This window comes from Arthrobacter sp. KN11-1C, from assembly GCF_052180225.1.
Lineage (GTDB): Bacteria > Actinomycetota > Actinomycetes > Actinomycetales > Micrococcaceae > Arthrobacter.
Genome location: NZ_CP197467.1, coordinates 3,094,547 through 3,115,495 on the forward strand (window position 1 = coordinate 3,094,547; position 20,949 = coordinate 3,115,495).

The 20,949-nt window shown below is 65.5% G+C and carries 19 protein-coding genes and 1 riboswitch; of the genes, 3 read left to right on the forward strand and 16 right to left on the reverse strand.

Annotated features, from left to right (window positions below; genetic code table 11):
- Positions 1 to 4: 4 nt before the first annotated feature.
- Together metX and ACSBOX_RS14570 are read right to left on the reverse strand one after the other, a co-directional pair.
- Positions 5 to 1,126 carry a homoserine O-acetyltransferase MetX gene (gene metX / locus ACSBOX_RS14565; RefSeq protein WP_442543082.1) on the reverse strand — a complete coding sequence of 374 codons (1,122 nt, stop codon included), beginning with the start codon at positions 1,124 to 1,126 and terminating at the stop codon, positions 5 to 7.
- Positions 1,127 to 1,139: 13 nt separating this feature from the next.
- Positions 1,140 to 1,255, reverse strand: a riboswitch (SAM riboswitch).
- 160 nt (positions 1,256 to 1,415) lie between these two features.
- Entirely contained in the window at positions 1,416 to 2,732 is a 1,317-nt protein-coding gene (locus ACSBOX_RS14570) for a bifunctional o-acetylhomoserine/o-acetylserine sulfhydrylase (protein WP_442543083.1), read from the reverse strand.
- 290 nt (positions 2,733 to 3,022) lie between these two features.
- Between ACSBOX_RS14570 and ACSBOX_RS14575 the strand changes: the two genes are divergently transcribed.
- The gene (locus ACSBOX_RS14575; protein ID WP_395801670.1) at positions 3,023 to 3,661 is read left to right on the forward strand and encodes a VOC family protein; all 639 of its coding nucleotides are present in this window, start codon (positions 3,023 to 3,025) and stop codon (positions 3,659 to 3,661) included.
- 255 nt (positions 3,662 to 3,916) lie between these two features.
- Here the strand turns inward: ACSBOX_RS14575 and ACSBOX_RS14580 are convergent, their stop codons facing one another.
- Positions 3,917 to 4,681 (reverse strand): CPBP family intramembrane glutamic endopeptidase, encoded by a 765-nt coding sequence (locus tag ACSBOX_RS14580; protein WP_442543084.1) that lies wholly within the window; start codon positions 4,679 to 4,681, stop codon positions 3,917 to 3,919.
- 101 nt (positions 4,682 to 4,782) lie between these two features.
- Between ACSBOX_RS14580 and ACSBOX_RS14585 the strand changes: the two genes are divergently transcribed.
- Positions 4,783 to 5,463: a histidine phosphatase family protein gene (locus ACSBOX_RS14585; RefSeq protein ID WP_442543085.1), complete on the forward strand. Its 681-nt coding sequence runs from the start codon at positions 4,783 to 4,785 to the stop codon at positions 5,461 to 5,463.
- Between the two features lie 14 nt (positions 5,464 to 5,477).
- Here ACSBOX_RS14585 and ACSBOX_RS14590 read toward each other — a convergent pair whose 3' ends face one another.
- The 11 genes from ACSBOX_RS14590 to tdh all read right to left on the reverse strand — a co-directional run bounded on the left by ACSBOX_RS14590 (position 5,478) and on the right by tdh (position 16,799).
- Positions 5,478 to 6,269 (reverse strand): DeoR/GlpR family DNA-binding transcription regulator, encoded by a 792-nt coding sequence (locus ACSBOX_RS14590; protein ID WP_442543086.1) that lies wholly within the window; start codon positions 6,267 to 6,269, stop codon positions 5,478 to 5,480.
- Between the two features lie 23 nt (positions 6,270 to 6,292).
- Positions 6,293 to 7,132, reverse strand: coding sequence for a class II fructose-bisphosphate aldolase (locus ACSBOX_RS14595; protein ID WP_442543087.1), 840 nt, complete (start codon positions 7,130 to 7,132; stop codon positions 6,293 to 6,295).
- On the reverse strand, positions 7,129 to 8,109 hold the full coding sequence (locus ACSBOX_RS14600) for a 1-phosphofructokinase family hexose kinase (RefSeq protein WP_442543088.1): 981 nt from the start codon (positions 8,107 to 8,109) through the stop codon (positions 7,129 to 7,131). Before ACSBOX_RS14600 ends, ACSBOX_RS14595 begins: the two co-directional genes overlap by 4 nt.
- A gap of 8 nt (positions 8,110 to 8,117) precedes the next feature.
- On the reverse strand, positions 8,118 to 9,068 hold the full coding sequence (locus ACSBOX_RS14605; RefSeq protein ID WP_442543089.1) for an ROK family protein: 951 nt from the start codon (positions 9,066 to 9,068) through the stop codon (positions 8,118 to 8,120).
- An 8-nt stretch (positions 9,069 to 9,076) separates the two neighbouring features.
- Positions 9,077 to 9,994, reverse strand: a complete 918-nt coding sequence (locus tag ACSBOX_RS14610) for an SIS domain-containing protein (protein WP_442543090.1) — start codon at positions 9,992 to 9,994, stop codon at positions 9,077 to 9,079.
- Positions 9,995 to 10,187: 193 nt separating this feature from the next.
- The gene (gene hutI, locus ACSBOX_RS14615; RefSeq protein WP_442543091.1) at positions 10,188 to 11,411 is read right to left on the reverse strand and encodes an imidazolonepropionase; all 1,224 of its coding nucleotides are present in this window, start codon (positions 11,409 to 11,411) and stop codon (positions 10,188 to 10,190) included.
- Between the two features lie 11 nt (positions 11,412 to 11,422).
- Positions 11,423 to 12,520 (reverse strand): NAD(P)/FAD-dependent oxidoreductase, encoded by a 1,098-nt coding sequence (locus ACSBOX_RS14620; protein WP_442543092.1) that lies wholly within the window; start codon positions 12,518 to 12,520, stop codon positions 11,423 to 11,425.
- Between the two features lie 40 nt (positions 12,521 to 12,560).
- Positions 12,561 to 13,031, reverse strand: coding sequence for a pyridoxamine 5'-phosphate oxidase family protein (locus tag ACSBOX_RS14625; protein WP_442543093.1), 471 nt, complete (start codon positions 13,029 to 13,031; stop codon positions 12,561 to 12,563).
- 54 nt (positions 13,032 to 13,085) lie between these two features.
- Positions 13,086 to 14,486, reverse strand: a complete 1,401-nt coding sequence (locus tag ACSBOX_RS14630) for a 6-phospho-beta-glucosidase (protein WP_442543094.1) — start codon at positions 14,484 to 14,486, stop codon at positions 13,086 to 13,088.
- Positions 14,487 to 14,492: 6 nt separating this feature from the next.
- The gene (locus ACSBOX_RS14635; protein WP_442543095.1) at positions 14,493 to 15,701 is read right to left on the reverse strand and encodes a glycine C-acetyltransferase; all 1,209 of its coding nucleotides are present in this window, start codon (positions 15,699 to 15,701) and stop codon (positions 14,493 to 14,495) included.
- A gap of 51 nt (positions 15,702 to 15,752) precedes the next feature.
- Positions 15,753 to 16,799 (reverse strand): L-threonine 3-dehydrogenase, encoded by a 1,047-nt coding sequence (gene tdh, locus ACSBOX_RS14640; RefSeq protein ID WP_442543096.1) that lies wholly within the window; start codon positions 16,797 to 16,799, stop codon positions 15,753 to 15,755.
- Positions 16,800 to 16,914: 115 nt separating this feature from the next.
- Between tdh and ACSBOX_RS14645 the strand changes: the two genes are divergently transcribed.
- On the forward strand, positions 16,915 to 17,871 hold the full coding sequence (locus ACSBOX_RS14645; RefSeq protein ID WP_442543097.1) for a LysR family transcriptional regulator: 957 nt from the start codon (positions 16,915 to 16,917) through the stop codon (positions 17,869 to 17,871).
- A 125-nt stretch (positions 17,872 to 17,996) separates the two neighbouring features.
- On the opposite strand, the gene ACSBOX_RS14650 is transcribed toward ACSBOX_RS14645, so the two are convergent.
- Both ACSBOX_RS14650 and ACSBOX_RS14655 read right to left on the reverse strand, forming a co-directional pair.
- Positions 17,997 to 19,181 carry a Gfo/Idh/MocA family protein gene (locus tag ACSBOX_RS14650; protein ID WP_442543098.1) on the reverse strand — a complete coding sequence of 395 codons (1,185 nt, stop codon included), beginning with the start codon at positions 19,179 to 19,181 and terminating at the stop codon, positions 17,997 to 17,999.
- Positions 19,182 to 19,195: 14 nt separating this feature from the next.
- Complete coding sequence (locus tag ACSBOX_RS14655) at positions 19,196 to 20,914, reverse strand: DUF4091 domain-containing protein (protein WP_442543099.1); 1,719 nt, start codon at positions 20,912 to 20,914, stop codon at positions 19,196 to 19,198.
- Positions 20,915 to 20,949 lie beyond the last annotated feature (35 nt).

Consider the following 20,949-nt stretch of genomic DNA (forward strand, 5'->3'; position numbering starts at 1 on the left):
CGCGCTATCCGAAAAAGGCTTCGCGCAGCTGGGGGCCGAGCTGTCCGATCTCGGTGAGGAAACCGTCGTGCCCGATCGGCGCCTCGATCACGTGAACAGGGACCTCGCCGGGCAGGGCCTTGGCGAGCTCGCGGGATTGCTCCGGGAAATAGAGCCGGTCCGAGTCCACCGAGGCCACGAAGAACGTCGCCGTGGCCACGGCCAGCGCGTCCTCCAGCGAGCCCCGGCCGCGCGTGATGTCGTGGCTCATGAGCGCTTCGGTAATGGCGATGTAGCTATTGGCGTCGAAGCGCTGGACCAGCTTGCTTCCCTGGTGGTCCAGGTAGCTCTCCACCTGGTAGCGGCCCCGGTCCCCCAACGCGGCAGCCTGGAGTGGTGCCTCGCCGCCCTGGGCGTTCCGGCCGAAGCGGAAGTCCAGCTCGTCTGCCGAGCGATAGGTGATGTGGGCAATCCGCCGGGCCAGGGCCAGGCCCGCCTCGGGGGCGGCATGGCCGTAGTAGTCTCCGCCGTTGAAGTCGGCGTCCTGCCGGATGGCGAGCGTCTGGGCCTGTGCGAACGCGATCTGCTCGGCAGTGCTGTACGCCCCGATGGAGATCACGGCGCATCGCTTGACACGGTCCGGATAGCCGACGGCCCATTCCAGTGCACGGGCACCGCCCATGGACCCGCCCACGACGGTGTGCCAGCTGTGGATCCCCAAGGCGTCGGCCAGCCTGGCCTCGGCTACCGTGCTGTCGCGAAGGGTCACGAGCGGGAAGCGGGAGCCCCACGGCTTGCCGTCGGGAGCGCTCGACGACGGCCCGGTGCTGCCGTAGCAGCCCCCCACAATGTTGACGGAAACCACGAAGTAGCGGTCCGTGTCGATGGTGGCGCCGGGACCCACGAGTTGCTCCCACCAGCCTTCTTCGTCGCTCTCGCCGCGGGCCACATGGGTGCTGCCGGTGAGGGCGTGTTCCACGAGGACAGCGTTGGAAGCGTCTGCGTTGAGCCGCCCCCACGTCTCGTACGCAAGGACGACGTCCGGGAGGGAACCTCCGGCCTCCAGCTCGAGTCCGCCCACGGAAACGTACTTGAGGGTTCCGTCCTGGGTACCGGAAAGGGGTATGGCTGTTGCAGCAATTGTCATTCGTTGACACCTCACATCGCGCTTGCCCGCCGCCAACACAGCGAAGGGCCAGGTCTTCACCCGGGGCACCCCGCCGCGAATGGAGGGTTGCCGGCCAGCAAGCCGGGGCTGTCGCTGGCACTCATGACCTATAGGAAGAGTCTAGGAAAAACGGACCCCTCCTGACGAAGATTATGACATCTTTGTGACACTTGGCCGCGTTTTGTTCACGAAGCGGGGGTTGCGAAGGCTGGCCGGCGAAGATTCATCTTGCGTCGCCGACCAGCCTCGTATCCCGTCCGGGTCCGCGCTAGGCGCTCTTGGCTGCCCGGAATCCCGACTCGAGGTCCGCGAGGATGTCGTCGATGTGCTCGATTCCGACGGACAGCCGCACCAGGCCAGGGGTCACTCCCGCAATGGCCTGCTGTTCCGGCGTTAGCTGGCTGTGCGTCGTCGACGCCGGGTGGATGACCAACGAGCGGACGTCGCCGATGTTGGCCACGTGCGAATGCAGTTCCAGGGCGTCCACGAAGCGCTTGCCGGCTTCGACCCCGCCGTTGATGGTGAAGGACACCACGGCGCCGGTGCCCTTGGGGCCGTACTTCCGGCCCCGCTCAAACCACGGGCTGGAAGGCAGCCCCGCGTACGCAACCGATTCGACGTCGTCGCGCCCTTCGAGCCAGTGCGCCACTTTGGTGGCATTGTCCACGTGGCGTTCCACCCGGAGGCTGAGGGTTTCGATGCCTTGGGAGATCAGGAACGCGTTGAACGGGGAAACCGCCGAGCCGAGGTCGCGCAGGAGTTGGACCCGGGCCTTGAGGATGTAGGAGAGGTTCGCCCCGAGGGCCCCGTCCTTGCCGAGGTCGCGGGCGTAGACCAGGCCGTTGTAGCTGGGATCCGGTGTGTTGAAGTTGGGGAACCGCTCGGGGTCCTTCCCGAAATCGAAGTTGCCGGAGTCTACGATGACACCGGCAATGGCAGATCCGTGCCCACCCAGGTACTTCGTGGCCGAGTGCACCACGATGTCCGCGCCCCACTCGATCGGCCGGATCAGGTAGGGAGTGGCGAGGGTATTGTCCACGACCAGCGGGACTCCGGCCTCATGGGCGATGCGGGAGACGCCCTCGATGTCCAAGACGTCCTGCCGGGGGTTGGAGACGACTTCGGCGAAGAACAGCTTGGTGTTTGGCTGCACCGCGTCCCGCCAGTGGTCGAGGTTGTCCGGGTCCTCGACGAAGGTCACGGAGATGCCGAATTTCTTCAGCGTATGGGCCAGCAGGTTGTAGGTGCCGCCGTAGAGGCTCGGGCTGGCGACCACGTGGTCACCGGCCTCGGCCACGTTGAGGATGGCGAAGGTTTCCGCGGCCTGGCCGGAGCTCAGCAGGAGGGCCGCCAAGCCACCCTCCAGGCTCGCTATGCGCTGCTCCACGGCATCCTGCGTGGGGTTGCCGATCCGGGTGTAGATGGGCGCCAGCTCGGCGAGCGCAAAACGGTTGGCCGCGCTTTCCGCGCTGGGGAAGACGAACGACGTCGTCTGGTAGATGGGCAGGGCACGGGCGCCGGTAGCGGCGTCCGGCTCCTGGCCGGCATGGATTTGGCGCGTTTCGAATGACCATCCTTGGGACATGCGGACTCCTGGTTGTCTGGGCTCTTGCCGTGCTTCAGCCTGCCGGGCTGAAGGGTTCAGCCTGCCGGGCTGAAGGGTTCAGCATGCCGGGCTGAAGGGTTCAGCATGCCGGCGATCGGTTGCCGCCAGTCTAGGGACGGCATTGCGGGCTCCGGAAGCTTTATGACGAACACGGAAGTTTTCTTTCCCGGCGCGTCCTGAAGTGACCCTGAGCTGCCTTTTCGACACATCCCACCTTGGTTAGGCTTGACTTAGCTGAGAGCTCCATCACAAAGTGCCAAGATGAAGCCATGCGCATGGATCACGTCTCTTACGCTTGTGAACGAGATGGCCTGTTGGCCACCACCGAGCGGATTTCCGCAGCATTGGGAGTGGACGCAGTCCGGGGCGGAGTGCATCCGCGCTTTGGTACCCGGAACATGATCATTCCCCTTGCTGACCACAAATACCTGGAAGTTGTCGAGGTCCTGGACCACCCGGCCTCCGACAAGGCACCTTTTGGACAAGCCGTCCGTGCACGCTCCGCCACAGGGGGTGGCTGGATGGGCTGGTGCGTCGCTGTGGACGACCTGAGCCCGTTCGAACAGCGGCTCGGACGCGCCGCCGTCCCGGGCAACCGCAAGTTCCCGGACGGCCGCGAACTCGTCTGGTCGCAGATCGGCATCCTGGGACTCATCGCCGATCCCCAGGTTCCGTATCTGCTCCGTTGGGAGGGCGACCCCGCTCTTCACCCGTCCCTCGTGTACCCAAGCGACGTCAAGATGTCCAGCCTCACCATTGCCGGCTCCGCGGAGCGCGTCACCGAGTGGCTTGGTGAACCCGTGGAGAAGCCCCTCGAGGACGTCGCAGTCCAATGGATGGCTCCGCACGGGACGCCGGGAATCATGTCAGTAACGTTCGAAACCGCCAACGGAGCAGTCACGATCTGACGGACCACCCAGTCATAACCTGACGGACCAACGGGCAAGGAAGCCCGGAAAAGCTTCGGCCGCCATATGCGGGTGCCAATGACGCCACCCCGCAATGGCGGCCGAAACCTTTTAACGCGACCCCCATTTTCGCCCGGGAGTCGCAAACGGACGGAGGATGCGCGGGTTCGGGTGTCCCTGGCGAACCCGGGCGTCCTCAGTAAATACGGGTGTTCTCAGGGAACCTGGGGGTCGCCGAGCGAACCGCGCGCCCACCTACCCCAGGCCGATGGCCTTGCCGAAGACGCTGAAGCCGACGAACGCCACGATGTCCAGGAGCGCGTGGGCCACCACGAGCGGCATCACCCGTTTGGTCTTGGTGTAGATCCAGCCGAACACGAGGCCCATCACGGCGTTGCCGATGAAGGGCCCGAAGCCTTGGTACAGGTGGTAGCTGCCGCGAAGGAGCGCGCTAAGCACGATCGCCAACGGAGTGCTCCATCCGAACCGCCCGAACCGGTCCAGGAGATAGCCCACCACGATCACTTCTTCGACGATGGCGTGCCGCACCGCGGAGAGGACCAGTACCGGCACTGTCCACCAGTAGGAGTCCAGGCCGCTCGGGATGATCGCCGTCGTGATCCCCAGGGCGCGGCCAACAGCGTAGAGGCCCAATGACGGGATTCCGATGAGCGCGAAGAGGCCCAGTCCTTGCAGCGCGTCGCGGCCCGGGCGGGCGAAGTTGAAGCCAAGCCGGGTGAAACCCGAGGGACTCTCGGCGGTTTGGCGGTGCAAGGACAGGAAGTAGAACACCAACACCACCGGGACCAGCGCGAACCCGATGTCCAGCAGCTGGTAGGTGAGATCGAAGTACTCGCGCGTGCTCTGCGAACGGTTGAGGGTGGACGTCGCATGGGCCAAGGGCCCCTGGGTCATCTTGTCCAACAGCTGCACTACGGAGTACACGGCCGATTGGCCCAGGGACAGCCCGAGGACAATCAGTACTTCGGCGCGCAACCGGCGCGTTGAGGCTAGGAGCATGCTCCTATCTTGCCTTCATTTGCCTGATGTTTCCCTCCGAGCCGGGTCACCCGGAGTCCGCTTGCACGGGCGGCGGGTCTGCTGAGCCTATGCTTGGTGGGATGAGCGCGCCCGCACGAATCTTCATGATCCGGCACGGCCAGTCCGCCGCCAATGCCGACACGTCCATCTACAACCGTGTACCCGATTACCGCATCCCGCTGACGGAGCTTGGCCTCGAGCAGGCACGGGCCGCGGGTGAGGCATTGCGCAGGAAGCTCGACGGCGAACCGGTGTGCGTTTATGTCTCGCCGTACCTTCGGGCCTATCAAACCCTCGAGGCGCTGAATCTGGGCAGCCTCACCGAAAGGGTGATCGAGGAGCCCCGGCTGCGTGAACAGGACTGGGCCAACTTCCAGATCGCCGGAGACATCGGGGACCAGAAGGAGCTCCGCAACCTCTACGGGCACTTCTTCTACCGGTTCCGCGAGGGCGAATCGGGCTCCGACGTGTACGACCGGATTTCGTCCTTCATGGAAACCCTGTACCGGCATTGGGAAAAGCCCGACTACGCGCCCAACACCCTGCTGGTGACCCACGGCCTCACGATGCGGCTCTTCTGCATGCGCTGGTTCCACTGGTCGGTGGAGTATTTCGAGTCGCTCAACAACCCGGGCAATGCGGCGCTACGGACCCTGGTCCGCAACGAGCAAGGCAAATACGACCTGGACACCCCGTTCAGCCAGTGGGTGCCGCGGAGCACCGACGAAACCGTGCTGAACGCTCCCCCGATGGCCTTCTGACGGGCACGGCGGTGCTAGGCGTGCTTGGCCACGATCACTTCGGTGCCGTTGGCTTCAAATGCCGCCTTGTCCTCAGCCGTGATGCCCGCGTCAGTGATAAGGCGTCGGAACTCGTACCCTGCCATCGCCGCGAAGGCTCGCTTCCCGATCTTCGTGGAGTCTGCCAGGACATAGGAGTCGGTGGCACGCCGGGCCATGACGGTATTCACCATCGCTTCTCCCTCGTCGGTGATGGTGGGGCCGATCTTGGGATCGACTCCGTTGACGCCGATGAAGGCGATGTCCAAGGCAACCTTCTGCATGATGACATCGGTGTAGGGCCCGACGAGTTCGTAGGATCGCGGGTTCAGGATGCCGCCGGTGACCATGATCTTGATGTTGGGGCGCACGGCAAGCTGGGCCGCGATGTTGATGGCGTTGGTGACCACCGTCAGCATGGGCCTGTTGGAGGGGGCGTTGAGGTCTTCGCGGGTGGACAGCACCTGGGCCAGGGCCGTATTGGTGGTCCCGCCGCTGAGTCCGATCACGGCCCCGGGCACGATGAGCTCCGAGGCTGCCAAGGCAATCTGTTGCTTGGCTTCGGCGTGATCATCCCGGTTGTAACGCCCCGGAAGTTCGTAGGCCACTGATCCCGTGGTTGCTCCGCCGCGGGTACGGCTCAGGAGCCGTTGCTTGGCGAGGCTGTCCAGGTCGCGGCGCGCCGTGGCCGGCGAGACAGCCAGGCGGGTCACGATATCGTCGACCTCGACATGTCCTGACTCGGCGAGGAGATCAAGGATGGCTGTCAGTCGATCGTTGCGGGTCATCACGAACCTTCCGGAAATTGGGGCTAATTCACTTTCGCGAACAGCGTCAGCAGACGTGCGGTTTCCAACACCAGCGCGTCCCGTCCTGCCTTGATGTACTTGCGGGAGTCCACCACGGAAGGGTTGGCATCCAAGTACTCACGGACGGCGCGGGTGAAGAACCCGTTCAAGTGTGTGGATACGTTGATCTTAGTCATACCAGCCCGGATTGCGGCCACCAGCGTTTCATCCGCCACGCCGGAGGACCCGTGAAGGACGAGCGGAAGCTGGACGGCCTGTTTGAGCCGGGTGATGAGAGCGAGGTCAAGGGCTGCGCTCCGTTCGGTCATGGCGTGGGAGGACCCGACGGCGACGGCGAGGGCGTCGACGCCGGTGGCATCGACGAAGGAACGGGCCTCGGCCGGATCCGTCCGGACTCCCGGGGCATGGGCACCGTCCTTGCCTCCCACTTTCCCGAGTTCGGCCTCGACATAGACCCCGTGGTCCTGGGCGTACCCGGCGACCCTCCGCGTGACTTCGACGTTGACGTCGTAAGGCAAGTGCGCGCCGTCGTACATGACGGACCCGAACCCGAGGTCGACGGCCTGGAGCGCCAGCTCTTCGGATTCGGCGTGGTCCAGGTGGAGGGCCACGGGTACCGAAGAGTCCCGGGCGATGGACATGGCCCCCCGCGCAATCGGGACGAGTCCGCCGTGGAAACGGACGCAGTTCTCCGAAATTTGCAGGATCAAAGGGACGCCCGCGGCCTCCGCTCCGGCGACCAGTCCTTCCGCGGTTTCGAGGTGGATGACGTTGAAGGCGCCTTGTCCGATTCCGTTGGCCGCGGCGGTATCCATGAGTTCCCGTGTACTGACGAGCGTCACCGGGTCTCCTTCCAGCTGAGAATGAGTTGGTCTTCGAGGTCCGCGTAAAGCGGTGAGATCTCGCCGGCGGCAGGCATGAGCACTGCGGCGGCGGACCACGCGGTTGCCCGTCGGAGAATCTCGGGAATATCAGTGATGCCGGTCATCCCGTTCGCGAGCGCGACGGCGGCCGCCGCCACTCCGGCGTCGCCGGCTCCCGTGGGGTTGCCGCTGAGCGGTTCCGGGAGCCGTGCGCTCCAGTAGCCTCCGGGCGCCGCATGGTGGAACGCAAGCATCCCTTCGGCGCCGGCACTGACCAGGACCGTTTTCGCCCCGAGGGCGATCAGTCGCCGTGCTGCGACGGCCAGGCTGCTTTCCCCCGTTGCGTCGAGGAGTTCGTGGTTGTTGGGCTTGAGGAGGTCCGCTCCGGCCCGCGCTGCGGCGACGATCCCGGGACCGGAGGTGTCGACGACGGCGGGAATCCCGGCGTCGTGCGCCAAGCGCACCAGCGCGGGGTAGAAGTCGGCCGGCGCACCGGGCGGCAGGCTGCCGGAACCGACAAGCACTCCCGCACTTTGCCCGTCCTGGTTGCCGACCTCCAGGGCGTCGACGACGGCGGCGGCCAGCGCCTGCCATTCGGACAGTTGGAGGGGACTGCCCTCTTCATTGAAAATGGACGTTTCGCCGCCCACTGTATCGACGAGGGCGATGCTGCGCCGGGTGTCCGCGGCGACCGGAATCAGGCGGTGGGGCACGCCGCTGCTGCGGAGTTCGGCGGCGAATTCGGCACCGGCCGTGCCGCCCGAGGGCGCGATTGCCAGCACGGGATGGCCCAACTGGTGGGCCACTCGCGCGACGTTGAGGCCTTTTCCGCCTGCGCGGCTGAGGGGTGCGGCAACGCGATGGCTTGCTCCGGGGGTGATCCCGGCGACGTGGTAGCTGAGGTCGATGGCCGGATTGGGCGTCACGGTGATGACCCGTTTCATGGGCTGGTTCATGGCTTGGTTCATCGGCCCGTCCCCGTGCCCGAGGCAGCCTTCGCGGCCGGGAGCAGGGCCCGGGCCCTCATGGCGGCGCCAAGCAAACCCGCATCCTGGCCCAGTTGGGCGCGCATGATGATGGGCCGGCGTTGGAAATCGAGCAGTTCATCAAGGCGCGAACGCAGTGGCTGGAGGAGTCCTTCTCCGGCTTCGGCCAGTCCGCCGCCCACCACCACTGCTTCGGTGCCGATGATGCTGACGCATTGGCTGAGGCTGAACGCGAGGGCGTCCAGCGCGTCGGCCCAGATCCGGGCCGCAAGAGCATCGCCGGCTGTGGCCCGTTCGAGGACTTCACGGGCGCCGGCGCGCGGAGTTCCGGCTTTGTCGCTGTAACGCCGGGCGATCGCTCCCGCGGAACCGACGGCCTCGAGGATCGTGTGGCCCGGACCGTCGGGGTCCGGAACGAGGGCGTGGCCCAGTTCTCCGGCGAAGCCGCCTGCGCGCACCGGGTATCCGTCGGAGATGACGGCGGCGGCGATTCCGGTACCCACCACCATCACCACGACGTTTCGAAAGTCCTTGGCGGCTCCGAAGCGGCATTCGGCTTCGGCCGCCGTGCTGACGTCATGCCCGAAGGAGACCGGCAGTCCGAGGCGCTGCGCGGCCTTTTCCCCGAAGGGAAAGTTCCGCCAGCCCAGGTTCGCCGAATAGATCCCCACTCCGGTGTCGGAGTCCACGATTCCCGGAACCACGATGCACGCGGCCTTCGCCGGGTGGCCGGGGAATTCTGCGGCAAATTCCAAGGCCAATCCCTCGACGGCGTCCAGGATCGCCTCGCCGGGGCGCAAGGGATCGTGCGGCGTGGCGGTGCGGCGCAGGCCAAGGACATTGCCGGCCGTGTCCACAAGGCCTGCCTTCAGATCCGTCCCGCCCACGTCGAAGGCCAGGACTGCGGATTCAGCGGCTCCGAGAACCATGGGATTGCCTAGGCCGTGGCGTTCAGGACAACAGAGCGCGTCAGGTTGCGCGGCAGATCGGGATTGAGGCCGCGCACGCGTGCCCGCTCCAGGGTGACCTTATGGACCCGGGCCAGCTCGGCGAGCGGGTGCTTGCCGGTGTGGACGTAGAGGGCGCCGGTGCGGCTCATGTCAGCGTCCAGGCCCTCGGGCTGCGGACCGAAGATCCACGTCACCCGGCCAGGGGCCGCGATGGAAATGGGACCGTGCCGGTATTCCATTGCCGGATAGGATTCGGTCCAGCCCTGCACGGCTTCGCGCATCTTGAGGCCGGCTTCGTGGGCCAGGCCAACGGTCCAGCCGGTACCGAGGAAGGTGAACTGTTCGGCGTCGAGCAGCTCCTGGGAGACAGCTTCGGTCACAGCGGTACGGGCGTCCTCGATCGCATCGCCGAGTTCGATGCCCAAACTCGCGAGGAGGTACACGAGGGCGGTCGTGGCGAAACGGGTCTGGACCACCGACTTCTCGTCGGCGTAGGGAAGGCCGATCACCGCGTCGGCCAACGCGGTGATGGGCGAATCCACGTCCCCGATCACAGCGATAGTGCGGACTTTTCCACGCAAGGCTTCGAGGAGTTCAAGCACCTCCGTGGTGGTTCCGGAGCGCGTAATGGCGATGACGGCGTCGTACTGGCGGCCGGCACTGTTGTGATTGAGGAAGGCTTCCGACGCCGCGAACGCGTCGGTGACTCCCTTTCCCGCGGCTTCGCGGGCTGCGGCATAGCTCTGCGCCATGAACCACGAGGTACCGCAACCGACGACGGCGATCCGCTCACCGTCAGCGGGAAGCAGGTGCTCCGCCTTGGATTGCCCGATGGCCCGCTGCCAGACCTCGGGCTGCGAAACAAGCTCTTCTTCCATGAAGGCCCCGAGGGTGTTGTTACTCATCGCACTTACCATTCCTGTCCGCGCTTTTTCAACGCGCTCTTCAACACTCAAGCTTTTGACGTTTTATGATCCATATAAACACTAAACGATCATATTCAATCGCACAAGGATCGTGGCGGTGTCGCTAGGGTGCACAAGCAAAAGCAGGGCCCCTCCATACGGAGAGGCCCTGCCTTGTTGACTCGAAAGCGGCCTAGACCGCGCGGACACCCGCCCGCCACACCGCGAAAGTCAGCGGAATGCCGGGCCTGTACGCGAGGTGCGTGGCCGACGGTGCCTTGAGCATGTGCAGGTCGGCGCGGTGCCCGACCGCGATCGAACCCACGGCCCGTTCGCCGTCGACGTCGTTGCCCGATTCCCTGCCGAGCGCCAGAGCACCGCCATACGTGGCCGCCCGGACGGCCTCGTGGACGCTCAACTTCATCTGCAGCACCGCCGTGGTGACGCAGAAGGCGATGGAGCTCGTGTAGGAGGTGCCCGGATTGCAGTTCGCGGCCAAGGCGATCTGCACCCCGGCGTCGATCAAAGCGCGGCCCGGAGCGAGCGGCTGGCGGGTGGAAAGATCGCAAGCGGGCAGGCAGGTGGCAACCGTGCCGCGCGTGCCCGTTCCGGTGGAGGGATCCCAGCCGCTCCAGGTTCCGGAGAGCGCCTCGATGTCCGCCGCCGAGAGGTAATTGACGTGGTCGACGCTGGCGGCACCGAACTCCACGGCCAACTGCACGCCGGGTCCTTCACCCAGTTGGTTGCCATGGACACGCAGGCCCAGGCCCGCATCGCGGCACGCGGTCAGGACGCGGCGCGATTGCTCTTCGGTGAAAGCGCCGCGCTCGCAGAAGACATCGGCCCACTTGACGTACGGGCGGACGGCGTCGAGCATCGGACCGCAGACGAGATCCGTGTATTCCTCGGCGTCGGCTCCGGCCGGGACCAAGTGCGCGCCAAGGTAGGTGACTTCGTCCACGGTGGCTGCCGCGATGCGTGCACTGCGGGCCTCGTTTTCGAGGTCCAGTCCGTAGCCGGTCTTGCTCTCGAGGTAGGTGGTGCCTTGGGAGACGGCTTCGGCCACGCGCCCGGCAGCGAGCAGGGTCAGTTCCTCGTCGCTCGCGGCGCGCGTGGCGCCGGTGGTGACGGCGATGCCGCCGGCGCTGTAGCTCTGGCCGGCCATCCTGGCCTCGAATTCGGCGGTGCGGTCGCCGGCGAAAATCAGGTGTGAGTGCGAGTCAACCCAGCCCGGGAGCACGGCGCGGCCTTCCGCGTCCACGTGCTGGTCTGCCGAGGGAGCCTCCGATGCGGGACCGATCCAGGAAATCCGTTCGCCTTCGATGACGACGGCGGCATCCTTGAGGACGCGATGCCCAGCGTCTTGGGTCATCAGTTCGCCGATGTTGCTGATCAGTGTGCTCGTCTGCCCGCTCATGAACCTATTGTTCAACGGCGGATGGACCATCGGGCCGCTGCCAGCTCCCTCGGTGTCCGGGATGCCGGACTGGTGCCGGATGCATAGTCCAGGATCTCCGCGGCCGCGAGCTCCGCTATGGCGGAAGAGGTCTGGAAACCGTAACCGCCTTGTCCCGCAAGCCAGAAGAAGCCGGGAGCCTCGGCGTCGAAACCCACCACCGGAACGCCGTCGGCGGCCTCGGTTCGCAACCCGGTCCAGGCTTTGGCCACGGAGCGGATGCCCAGCGAGGTGATCGAGTTCAGCCGGGCCACGAGTTCTTCCACGTCGCCGGACCGCGGCTGTGCGTCTTCGGGCCCGCTCGGCACCGTCTCGGACGGCGAAATGAGCACTTGCTCCCCCTCTCGCCGGAAGTAGTAGGTGTCATCCGCGGCGCACACCATGGGGGTACCTTGCGCAAGCGGGCGTTCGACGTCGACGATGGCCGCGGTGCGCCGGAACGGCTGCAAGCCCAGCTTTTCCACTCCGCTGAGCACCGCGAGTTCATCCGCCCAGGCACCTGCCGCGTTGACGACGACGGCGGACTGGAAGCCTTCCAGCCCGGCGCCCAATTGCCAGCCGGAACCGAGGCGTTGGGCCGAATGGACCCGGGCGCCGGTGATGATGTCCACTCCCCCGGACTCGGCGCGTTGGCGGTGGTCATCCAACAGCACAGGCGCATTGCAGGCGAATGACCCGGTGTCCAGGCCGGCGGCCGTGAAGGATCCGGGATTCAGTGCCGGGCATAACTCAAGGGCTTCAGCGTGCGTGATGGGGTGCATGTGTCCGCTGGCTTCTGCCTTGACGGTGGCTTCGTCGCCCACCAACATGAACGATCGCGGTTCCAGGACCGGTACCGGCAATGCGGCGTCGCGGGCTGCCATCAGTTCCAGGGTGCGGACGGTGAGTTCCTGCACGACGGCGGGTCCGTAGCTGGGGATCAGCTGCCGGGCCGAGCGGGAGGATGTGTGGTACGCCAGTGTCTGTTCGGCTTCCACAAGGGCTACCGAACACTGGCCGGCCAGCGCCGAGGCCAGCGACAACCCCGCGATGCCTCCACCGACAATTACGACATCATAATTTGCAGCCATCCCCCCATCCTGTCAGCGCACAGGCCCAGATGCGAGGGGGCTACTCCACGGCGGAGGGTTTGATCCCGCTGTAAGGAGTCCACCACGTGAGCGGTTCGGTGACGGTGAATCGCCGCCCGGAGATCGAATCCGCGGGAACCCGCACGAAGTGGTCCTTCTTGCCGGATTCCCAGGGAAACAGGGGCAGCGAGAACGAATTGATGACGTCGTCGAGCTGTTTGACGGGCGCCGCCTTCCCGTGGAGGACAACACTCCATGCGACGCCGGTGTTGGCGTCGACGCCGTCGACTTCCATGGCTACCGGGAATTCGCCCAAGGCCGCGGCGAGCTTTGTGCCCGCCCCGGTCCGGAAGACCACCGTCCCCTGGTCCACGGTGTAATTGATCGGAAAAATGTCAGGGTGGTCTCCGAGCCACACGGCCAGCCTGCCGACGGACACGCCCCTCAGGAGATTCCAGCATTGCTGCGAATCCAACACCTCGGTGACACGTTGTGCTGCATCTTTGTCCATGCTGCAGATACTAGGCCTCCTCTCCCCCTCGGGACAGGGCTTAGGCAAAGGGGTTCAGCGCAGGTACCGGAGCTCCTTGAAATGGCCGATGTAGTCGTCCAGGAGCGCTTCTGCCACCCTGACCGAGTCCACGAGCGGGTTCAACGCCATCGCCTTGTAGGCGGAGCTCCGGGAACCCGTGAGCGCGGCGTCGATCGTGGCCCGTTCCACCGCTTTGGCATTGACGACGAGCCCGCGAGCGTAATCCGGAAGGGCCTTGGCCGCGAGCAAACGGACTCCGCGGGCGTCCACGAGGCAGGGCGCCTCGATGACCGCGTCGCCGTCGAGCTCGGCCAGAGTGCCTTTGTTGGGGACGTTCAGGATCAGGCGGGCCGATTCCCCCTGGCTGATCGCGCGCATGATCGCCAAGGCAACTGCCTCGTAGCCGCCGGACGCCAGGTCCTCGGCCTCGCGCTCGAACGCACCAGCCGCGTCCCTGTTGCTCTGCATGTACGTCTCTTCGCGATCCAGCTTGGTCTTTTCCCAGAGCCCAAGGGCCGACTTCGACGACGGGACCCCCTCGACGGGCCCCGCACCGCCGTCGTTCGCTTCCGCCAACCCGCGGTAGAAGGATGACTGCTGCCGCGCCAAGTAGGCGCCGCGGGTGGTTCCGGCGCGCCGGTCGGCGTCGAGCGCCTCCCGCCTGAAGTAGTAGTAATGCAGATACTCGTTGGGAACCGCGCCGAGGGCCTTGATCCACGAAGCGCCGAACAGCCGGCCCTCTTCGAAGGACTCGATGGCGCGGTCGTCGGAGAGGAGCCGCGGCAGGACATCCGTGCCGTCGACCACCAGCCCGCGCAGCCAACCCAGGTGGTTCAGGCCGATGTAGTCGATCTCCACGGAGCCATCCCGTAAGGCCGCCGCACCACGGTGGATCCCGGCGGCGAGCAGGCATCGCCGGGCGAGCCCTACGGGCGAATCGCAGATCCCCACCACCTTGTTGCCAAGGACCCGCGTCATGACCTCGGTGATGACCCCGGCCGGGTTGGTGAAGTTGATGAACCAGGCATGCGGAGCATGCTTCTTCACGGCCTCGGCGATATCCAGGACCACGGGAATGGTCCGCAAGGCATAGGAAATCCCCCCGGCACCCACGGTCTCCTGCCCGATAACCCCATGCTCCAGGGCAATCCGTTCATCGGCGGCGCGCCCCTCCAGGCCGCCCACCCGGATGGCGGAGAAGATGAAGTCGGTACCGGGCAAGGCCTCGGACAGTTCCGTGAACGTCCTCACCCCAGGTGCGTCAGGCACTCCTTCGGCCATCTCGGCGAGGACCTTGGCCACCACGCCCAGGCGCGCGGGGTCGGCATCGAACAGTCTCAGTTCTGTGACCCGTCCGGGCCCATGGTCCGACAGCAGCGCTGAATAGACCAGGGGTACCCGGAATCCCCCGCCGCCCAGGATGGTGAGGATCATGGGAACTCAGAGCCCCGCGGCCGCGCGGCTCTTCACGAAGGCCTGGACGCAGGCTTCGACGTCCTCGGAGCTGTGCGCGGCAGAGAGCTGCACGCGGATCCGGGCCGCTCCCTTGGGGACCACGGGGTAGCTGAACGCCGTGACGAACACTCCATGGTGGAGCATCTCGTCGGCGACCTTCGCAGCCGCGACGGCGTCGCCGAACATCACCGGAATGATGGCGTGTTCGCCGTCGAGCAGTTCGAAGCCCTCCTCGCTCATGCGGCGGCGGAACAAGCCAGCGTTCTCGAAGAGCCTGGAGCGGAGCTCGCCCGAGCCCTGGACCAGCTCAATGGCCTTGATGGTGGCGGCGACGATCGCGGGGGCCAGGGAGTTGGAGAACAGGTAGGGGCGGGCCTTCTGGCGCAGCATGGCGACGATTTCGCTGCGGCCGGAGACGTAGCCGCCCGAGGCGCCGCCAAGGGCCTTGCCGAACGTGCCGGTGTAGATGTCGATCCTGTCGGAAACACCCGCGTGTTCCGGAGTTCCGGCGCCGGTGGCTCCCATGAAGCCGACGGCGTGGGAATCGTCCACCATGACCAGGGCGTCGTGCTTTTCGGCGAGATCGCAGATGGCTTCGAGCGGCGCGAGGTAGCCGTCCATGGAGAAGACACCGTCAGTCACGATGATCTTGCGCCGGGCCGGGGCATCGCCGGTCGAGGCTTCGATGAGCTTGGCTTCGAGGTCGGCCATGTCCTGGTTGGCGTAGCGGAAGCGCTTGGCCTTGCTGAGCCGGATGCCGTCGATGATGGAGGCATGGTTCAGGGAATCCGAGATGATGGCGTCCTCGGCCCCGAACAGGGACTCGAAGACACCTCCGTTGGCGTCGAAGCAACTCGAGAAGAGGATGGTGTCCTCGGTTCCGAGGAACTGTGAGACCCGGGCCTCGAGCTCGAGGTGCAGGTCCTGGGTGCCGCAGATGAAGCGGACGGAGGCCATGCCGAAGCCGCGCTCGTCCATGGCGGACTTGGCGGCGGAGATGATGTCCGGGTGGTCTGCCAGGCCCAGGTAGTTGTTGGCGCAGAAGTTCAGGACGGTGTTCGCCGGCCCGCCGAGCTGGCCCGCGGAGATGTGGCTGGCCTGCGGCGAGTCGATGTGCCGTTCGGTCTTGAAGAGGCCGGCAGTGCGGATCTCTTCAAGTTCGCCCTGCAGCTGGTCTTTGATGCTTGAGTACATGGTGGCTCCTGGTACTGGGGTCTTGGGGACGGTGTCTTAGACGTCCGCGTTCTAAAGTTCGGTCCAGTCGAGGACAACCTTGCCACCGGTGCCGGCGCGGGCGATTTCGAAGCCCTTTTCCCAGTCGGTGGCGGACAGCTTGTCCGTGACGACGGCGGAAATGCGGCTGTGCAGTTCGGGGTTGGAGGACAGCATGGCGCTCATGGCGTACCAGGTTTCGTACATTTCGCGGCCGTAGATGCCCTTGAGGGTCAGCATGTGGGTGACCACTTTGCCCCAGTCGATGTCGATGGACTGGCTGGGCAAGCCAAGCATGGCGATGCGTCCGCCGTGGTTCATGTTGTTGATCATCTCAGGCAGGGCCGTGGGATGCCCGGACATTTCCAGTCCGATGTCGAATCCTTCGCGCATGCCGAGTTCGAGCTGGGCATCCTTGACGCGCATCTTCGACACGTCGACGGCGAGGTCCACGCCCATCTTCCGCGCGAGTTCAAGGCGGGGAGCCGAGACGTCCGTGATGGCAATCTTGCGTGCACCGGCGTGCCGCGCGACGGCGATTGCCATGAGCCCGATGGGTCCGGCACCCGTGATGAGCACGTCCTCGCCGACGAGCGGGAAGCTCAAGGCGGTGTGGACGGCGTTGCCGAAGGGGTCGAAGATGGCGCCGAGCTCGGGGGTGATGGAGGGATCCTGGTGGACCCAGACATTGGTCTCGGGAATGACGACGTATTCGGCGAAAGCACCATCGCGCTGCACACCGACGGACACCGTGTGGATGCACATCTGGCGGCGGCCCGCACGGCAATTGCGGCAGATGCCGCAGACCACGTGGCCTTCACCGGAAACGCGGTCACCGACCTTGACGTCGCGGACGTCCTCGCCCACGGAGACAACTTCGCCGTAGAACTCGTGTCCAGCGATCAGTGGAGTCTCGATGATGCTCTGCGCCCAGGCATCCCAGGACTGGATGTGCAGGTCGGTTCCGCAGATGCCGGTGGTCATGACGCGGATCTTGACGTCGCTGGGACCTGCCTCCGGCTCAGGACGTTCGACGAGTTCAAAACCAGCGTGGGGACCGGACTTGTAGAGAGCCTTCATGGGTCTTCCTAACTCAAGGGATTGGGCCGTTTGTGTGCCGTTTCACTTCATTGAAGCCCCACGGACTGTTTAGCACAACTAGGTTTTTCTCAATCAACGATTTAGCATTTGCTAAATGGAAGTACATCAGCTCCAAATGCTCAGGGAACTAGGAGATCTCGGCAGTGTCAAGGCCGTGGCCGAGACGCTCATGGTCACTCCCTCGGCCGTCTCCCAACAGCTCGCCCTCTTGCAGAAGTCGGTGGACGTGCCCCTGACCCGCAAGGAAGGCCGCGCCCTGGTGCTCACCGACGCCGGCCGGGTCCTCGCCGACGCCGGAGCCGCCGTCGTGAGCGCCATGGCCGACGCCCAGGCAGCCATCGGCGCGTACCACGACTCGCCTGGTTCGACTGTGACCGTGAGCGCCTTCCACAGTGCCGGCCAGGCTTTGTTCGCTCCGCTCGCGGCCTTGCTGACCACCGCGCGGAACGCGGCCCCGGAAAACAGCGTTCCCCGCGTGAAGCTCGCCGACGAAGACGTCGCCCAGGAAGACTTTCCCGGCCTGGCCGCGCGCTATGACCTGGTGCTGGCACACCGGATGGAGCACAGCCCCGGGTGGCCCACCGACAAAGTAGCCGTGATTCCGCTCGCCGACGAACCGCTCGACGTCGCGCTGCCTGCCGGGCACCTGCTCGCGGCGCGCCGCGAACTCAGGCCGGCCGACGTCGTCGGGCAGCCCTGGGTGACCAGCCGCGACGGCTACTCCCCCGCGGACGTGCTGGCCGCCGTCGTCGCCGTCAGCGGGCGTCCGGCCGATGTCCTGCACCGCATCAACGACTATTCCACCGTGGCTTCGCTCGTGGCCGACGGCGGCGCGATAGGCCTGCTCCCGCGGTTTACCGCCCGGCGCGTGCTCGACGCCGGCGTGGTGCTGCGACCGCTGGCGGGGGTGAATTCCGTGCGCAAGATCGACATCCTGGCGAGGCCGGAAACCCTGAAACGGAAATCGGTCATGACGGTCTGCGAAGCACTGCAGACCGTCATGACCGAACTCGCCGGGGGCACCTCACCTGGCGCCTCCCAGCCCAACTAGTCCCCACCGCCACCCTCGCCTCGCAAGCTCGGCCAGGGAACCCTGGCGGCGTGGGCCCACGCATTTAATGTCGTTATGAGCCCTCAAAACGACAACAACTGCGAGCTAGTTGGGGGCGCGGGGCGCTATAGTTCCCGGACCCGGGCCGGCTGCCCCGCGTTGAAGTACTCCATGAGTTCTTCGGGCAACGCCGGAACCCGCTTCGCGCAACCGTCCCCGCGGAGGGACTCGGTGGCGAGCACTCCCGCGGCCACGGCCTCCCGGGCTGCGATCGGCGAGGTCGCGGTGGCTCCCCCGTCCTTGGCGAACCGCAGGAACTCGGCGATCAGCAGGGGGTCCGCGCCGCCATGGCCGCCTTCTCCCTCGCGGACCTCGACCCTCTGGTCGGGCTCGGCGAATCCCGAGGTTGTCCGCGTGGTCCAGACATGGATTTGGTCGCCGGCCCCGTCACCGAAGTTCTCTATCCTGCCCTTGGTGCCGATCACCGTGTAGTTCCGCCAATAGTCCGGGGTGAAGTGGCACTGCTGGTACGAGGCGAGTACGCCGTTGTTTAGGACCATGTTCATCATCGAGATGTCCTCGACGTCGATCGTCTCGGCGAGGTCCGTCTGTTCGGTGGGAGGCCAGTTGTCCACCGAGAACCAGTCCCCCATCCGGCGCCCCGTGTTGTCGCGGCGGGAAGCGACGTCCCCGTAGACGGCCAGATCGCCGATCGCCTGCACCTTGGTGCTGTAGCCCCCGGCGAGCCAGTGGATGACGTCGATATCGTGCGCGCCTTTTTGCAGCAGCAGCCCTGTGGTATTGGCGCGCTGGGCATGCCAATCCTTGAAATAGTAGTCCCCGCCGTTGCCCACGAAATGCCTGCACCAGACTGCCTTGACGTCGCCGATGGTCCCGGCCTGGATGATGTCTCGCATCTGCACCACCACCGGCATATGCCGCATGTTGTGGCCCACGTAGAGGCGGGTTCCAGTGTCGAAGGCCGTCTGGAGGATGAGGTCGGCTGCTTCGAGCGTGACGTCGAGCGGTTTCTCGCAGAACGTGGGGATGCCCGCTTTAAGCGTCCGGACGGCGACGGCGGCGTGCTGGTTGTCAGGGGTCAGGACCAGGACTGCGTCCAGGCCAGAGGCCAACAAAACGTCCAGGTCGTCGGTGATGACCGCCGTCGGGATCTTCTCGGCCGCGTCTGCCCTGCCGCGCTCGCCCAGGTCGCACACGACTGTGACTTCCGAACCGTGGCCCGGCTTGTGCGCGTGGCGCCACAGCGACGACCGCAAGCCGAATCCGACGATGCCTACTTTGAGGTCCATAAGTACTTTCCTAACTAGATAGGTTGATGCGCGGGCGGTGTTTGGCCCACGCGCTGAGCGATTCCCTGATTGACCAGCTCGCGAACCCTCCGGTAATGAAGGGGGTCGTAGCTGAAGCTGTCCATGGCGAGGCTTCCGCCCGAGCCGTCCGTATCGATGAGCGCCAGAGCCTCCCCGCGGCCGGCCAGCTTGGCCAGGAGCGAGAGTGCCCGGTGGTCCCACATGGCCTGGGCGAACACCTTGTAACGGATCGAATCCAACGGCATCCCGTCTGGTCCCGGGTAGACCATGAAGGAATCGCCGCCCGGAAACGCTCCCCCGGCACAGGTGTCCTTGAACGGGTCCACGGGCGCAAGCGAATGGGCGGTGTTGTAGAAGTTGAATCCCCAATGCAGGAATCCCGCACATTCCAGGGCGAAGAGCTGATGACCCAACACCCGGTTTCGCACTGAAGGCATGGAAATGAACCGGTTCGCAACACCGGTGTCCTGGGCGACGCAGTAATAGACCCACAGGTCCTTCACCCCGGCCGCCAGGAACGGTGCCACGGCATCGCTCGCCACCACGGGATTCGGGACGGCCCCGCTGCTGTAGAACTCGAAGTCGCTCAGGGCGTCAACCACCGTCAGCCCGTCCAGGAGATCCGCGACGACGCCCTTTGCCTGTTGGTATCCCGCCAGGGCTTCGGCGCCCTCCGGTTCATCCGAAAGATGGAAAATGACCCGGTCAAGCGACCAATGCTCTGCCAGGAAGGAGCGCAAGGCCGGCAGCAGCTCGGCCATGAGCTCCCGGTATGAAGCGGCCATTGCCGGAACGTCCCAGCCGAAGCGCCGTTCGAGTCCGTGGGCAGTCTCCACGTAGATCGCCGGCGTCGCCTTGGCCCCCCATTGGGTGAACAAATGGGCGATTTCCAAGTACCGGATTCCATGTTTGTCGCACAGGCCCACCCAGCGCTCCAGCTTGCTGAAATCAAAGTGGTAGCCGGAATCTTCGCGGATCCCGATCAGCTGGGTGGGCAGTCGCGTTCCTCCGATGGCCGTGTCCAGCGGAGGGGTCCATGTGGGTGTCAGGAGCGAGTTGGCGCCCATCCTTGCCGCGGACCCCATGAAGGCATCGATGATCGACCAATGCTCCTCGCTGAAGACCCCGACGCCGTAATGGCTCGCCAAGCCGTCGCAGTGGAACCAGTGGGCGTTCACGATCTCCAGTTCCGGGGCGTGCGCGGGCAGCACGGTGACGCAGATGTGGGTGCTGAAGAGCGTGTTGCCTTCCGCGTCCCGTACGGAGATCCCGAGTTCGTGATCGCCCGCATTCTCCGCAGATGGCACCACGAAGTCGATCCATGCAGCCGTCCACTGCCCATAGAGGGGCTTAATCAACCCATCCTGGGCAGGCCGCAAAAGATCGGGATACAAGCCAGGAGTGTCCCGGTCATAGCCGCCGTCATGCTGCGGGAATGCCGCCAAGGAGCACGGCACCAGCTCAACCTGCGAAATGGAGGCATATCCTGCCGACGGACCATCGACAACAACTTCCAACGCCCCCGCGAGCCGAAAATCGTGCTTCATCGGCGGCCGGAGGGCCACCTGCACCGACGCGGTCTCGCCGGGGAAGACGGAGATCGGAATGGTCCTGTCGAACGGCCGGGGTGGAGCGTCCGGGTAGACCTTTTCCAAGGAGTCCACGAGTACGAACGACCAACCGTCCGCCGGGGCCGGGTTCAGTTCCGTCAAGGCTGCGATCCTTTCCTTCGTCAGTGCCTGAAGTG

Excerpts from the sequence above, each read along its gene's own strand:
- ACSBOX_RS14570 (WP_442543083.1), bottom strand. The coding sequence starts at position 2,732 with ATGTCCCAAGGATGGTCATTCGAAACGCGCCAAATCCATGCCGGCCAG.
- tdh (WP_442543096.1), bottom strand. The coding sequence starts at position 16,799 with ATGAAGGCTCTCTACAAGTCCGGTCCCCACGCTGGTTTTGAACTCGTC.
- hutI (WP_442543091.1), bottom strand. The coding sequence starts at position 11,411 with ATGAGCGGGCAGACGAGCACACTGATCAGCAACATCGGCGAACTGATG.
- ACSBOX_RS14620 (WP_442543092.1), bottom strand. The coding sequence starts at position 12,520 with ATGGCTGCAAATTATGATGTCGTAATTGTCGGTGGAGGCATCGCGGGG.
- ACSBOX_RS14610 (WP_442543090.1), bottom strand. The coding sequence starts at position 9,994 with ATGAGTAACAACACCCTCGGGGCCTTCATGGAAGAAGAGCTTGTTTCG.
- ACSBOX_RS14600 (WP_442543088.1), bottom strand. The coding sequence starts at position 8,109 with ATGAACCAGCCCATGAAACGGGTCATCACCGTGACGCCCAATCCGGCC.
- ACSBOX_RS14625 (WP_442543093.1), bottom strand. The coding sequence starts at position 13,031 with ATGGACAAAGATGCAGCACAACGTGTCACCGAGGTGTTGGATTCGCAG.
- metX (WP_442543082.1), bottom strand. The coding sequence starts at position 1,126 with ATGACAATTGCTGCAACAGCCATACCCCTTTCCGGTACCCAGGACGGA.
- ACSBOX_RS14645 (WP_442543097.1), top strand. The coding sequence starts at position 16,915 with ATGGAAGTACATCAGCTCCAAATGCTCAGGGAACTAGGAGATCTCGGC.
- ACSBOX_RS14650 (WP_442543098.1), bottom strand. The coding sequence starts at position 19,181 with ATGGACCTCAAAGTAGGCATCGTCGGATTCGGCTTGCGGTCGTCGCTG.
- ACSBOX_RS14635 (WP_442543095.1), bottom strand. The coding sequence starts at position 15,701 with ATGTACTCAAGCATCAAAGACCAGCTGCAGGGCGAACTTGAAGAGATC.
- ACSBOX_RS14575 (WP_395801670.1), top strand. The coding sequence starts at position 3,023 with ATGCGCATGGATCACGTCTCTTACGCTTGTGAACGAGATGGCCTGTTG.
- ACSBOX_RS14580 (WP_442543084.1), bottom strand. The coding sequence starts at position 4,681 with ATGCTCCTAGCCTCAACGCGCCGGTTGCGCGCCGAAGTACTGATTGTC.
- ACSBOX_RS14605 (WP_442543089.1), bottom strand. The coding sequence starts at position 9,068 with ATGGTTCTCGGAGCCGCTGAATCCGCAGTCCTGGCCTTCGACGTGGGC.
- ACSBOX_RS14630 (WP_442543094.1), bottom strand. The coding sequence starts at position 14,486 with ATGATCCTCACCATCCTGGGCGGCGGGGGATTCCGGGTACCCCTGGTC.
- ACSBOX_RS14590 (WP_442543086.1), bottom strand. The coding sequence starts at position 6,269 with ATGACCCGCAACGATCGACTGACAGCCATCCTTGATCTCCTCGCCGAG.
- ACSBOX_RS14585 (WP_442543085.1), top strand. The coding sequence starts at position 4,783 with ATGAGCGCGCCCGCACGAATCTTCATGATCCGGCACGGCCAGTCCGCC.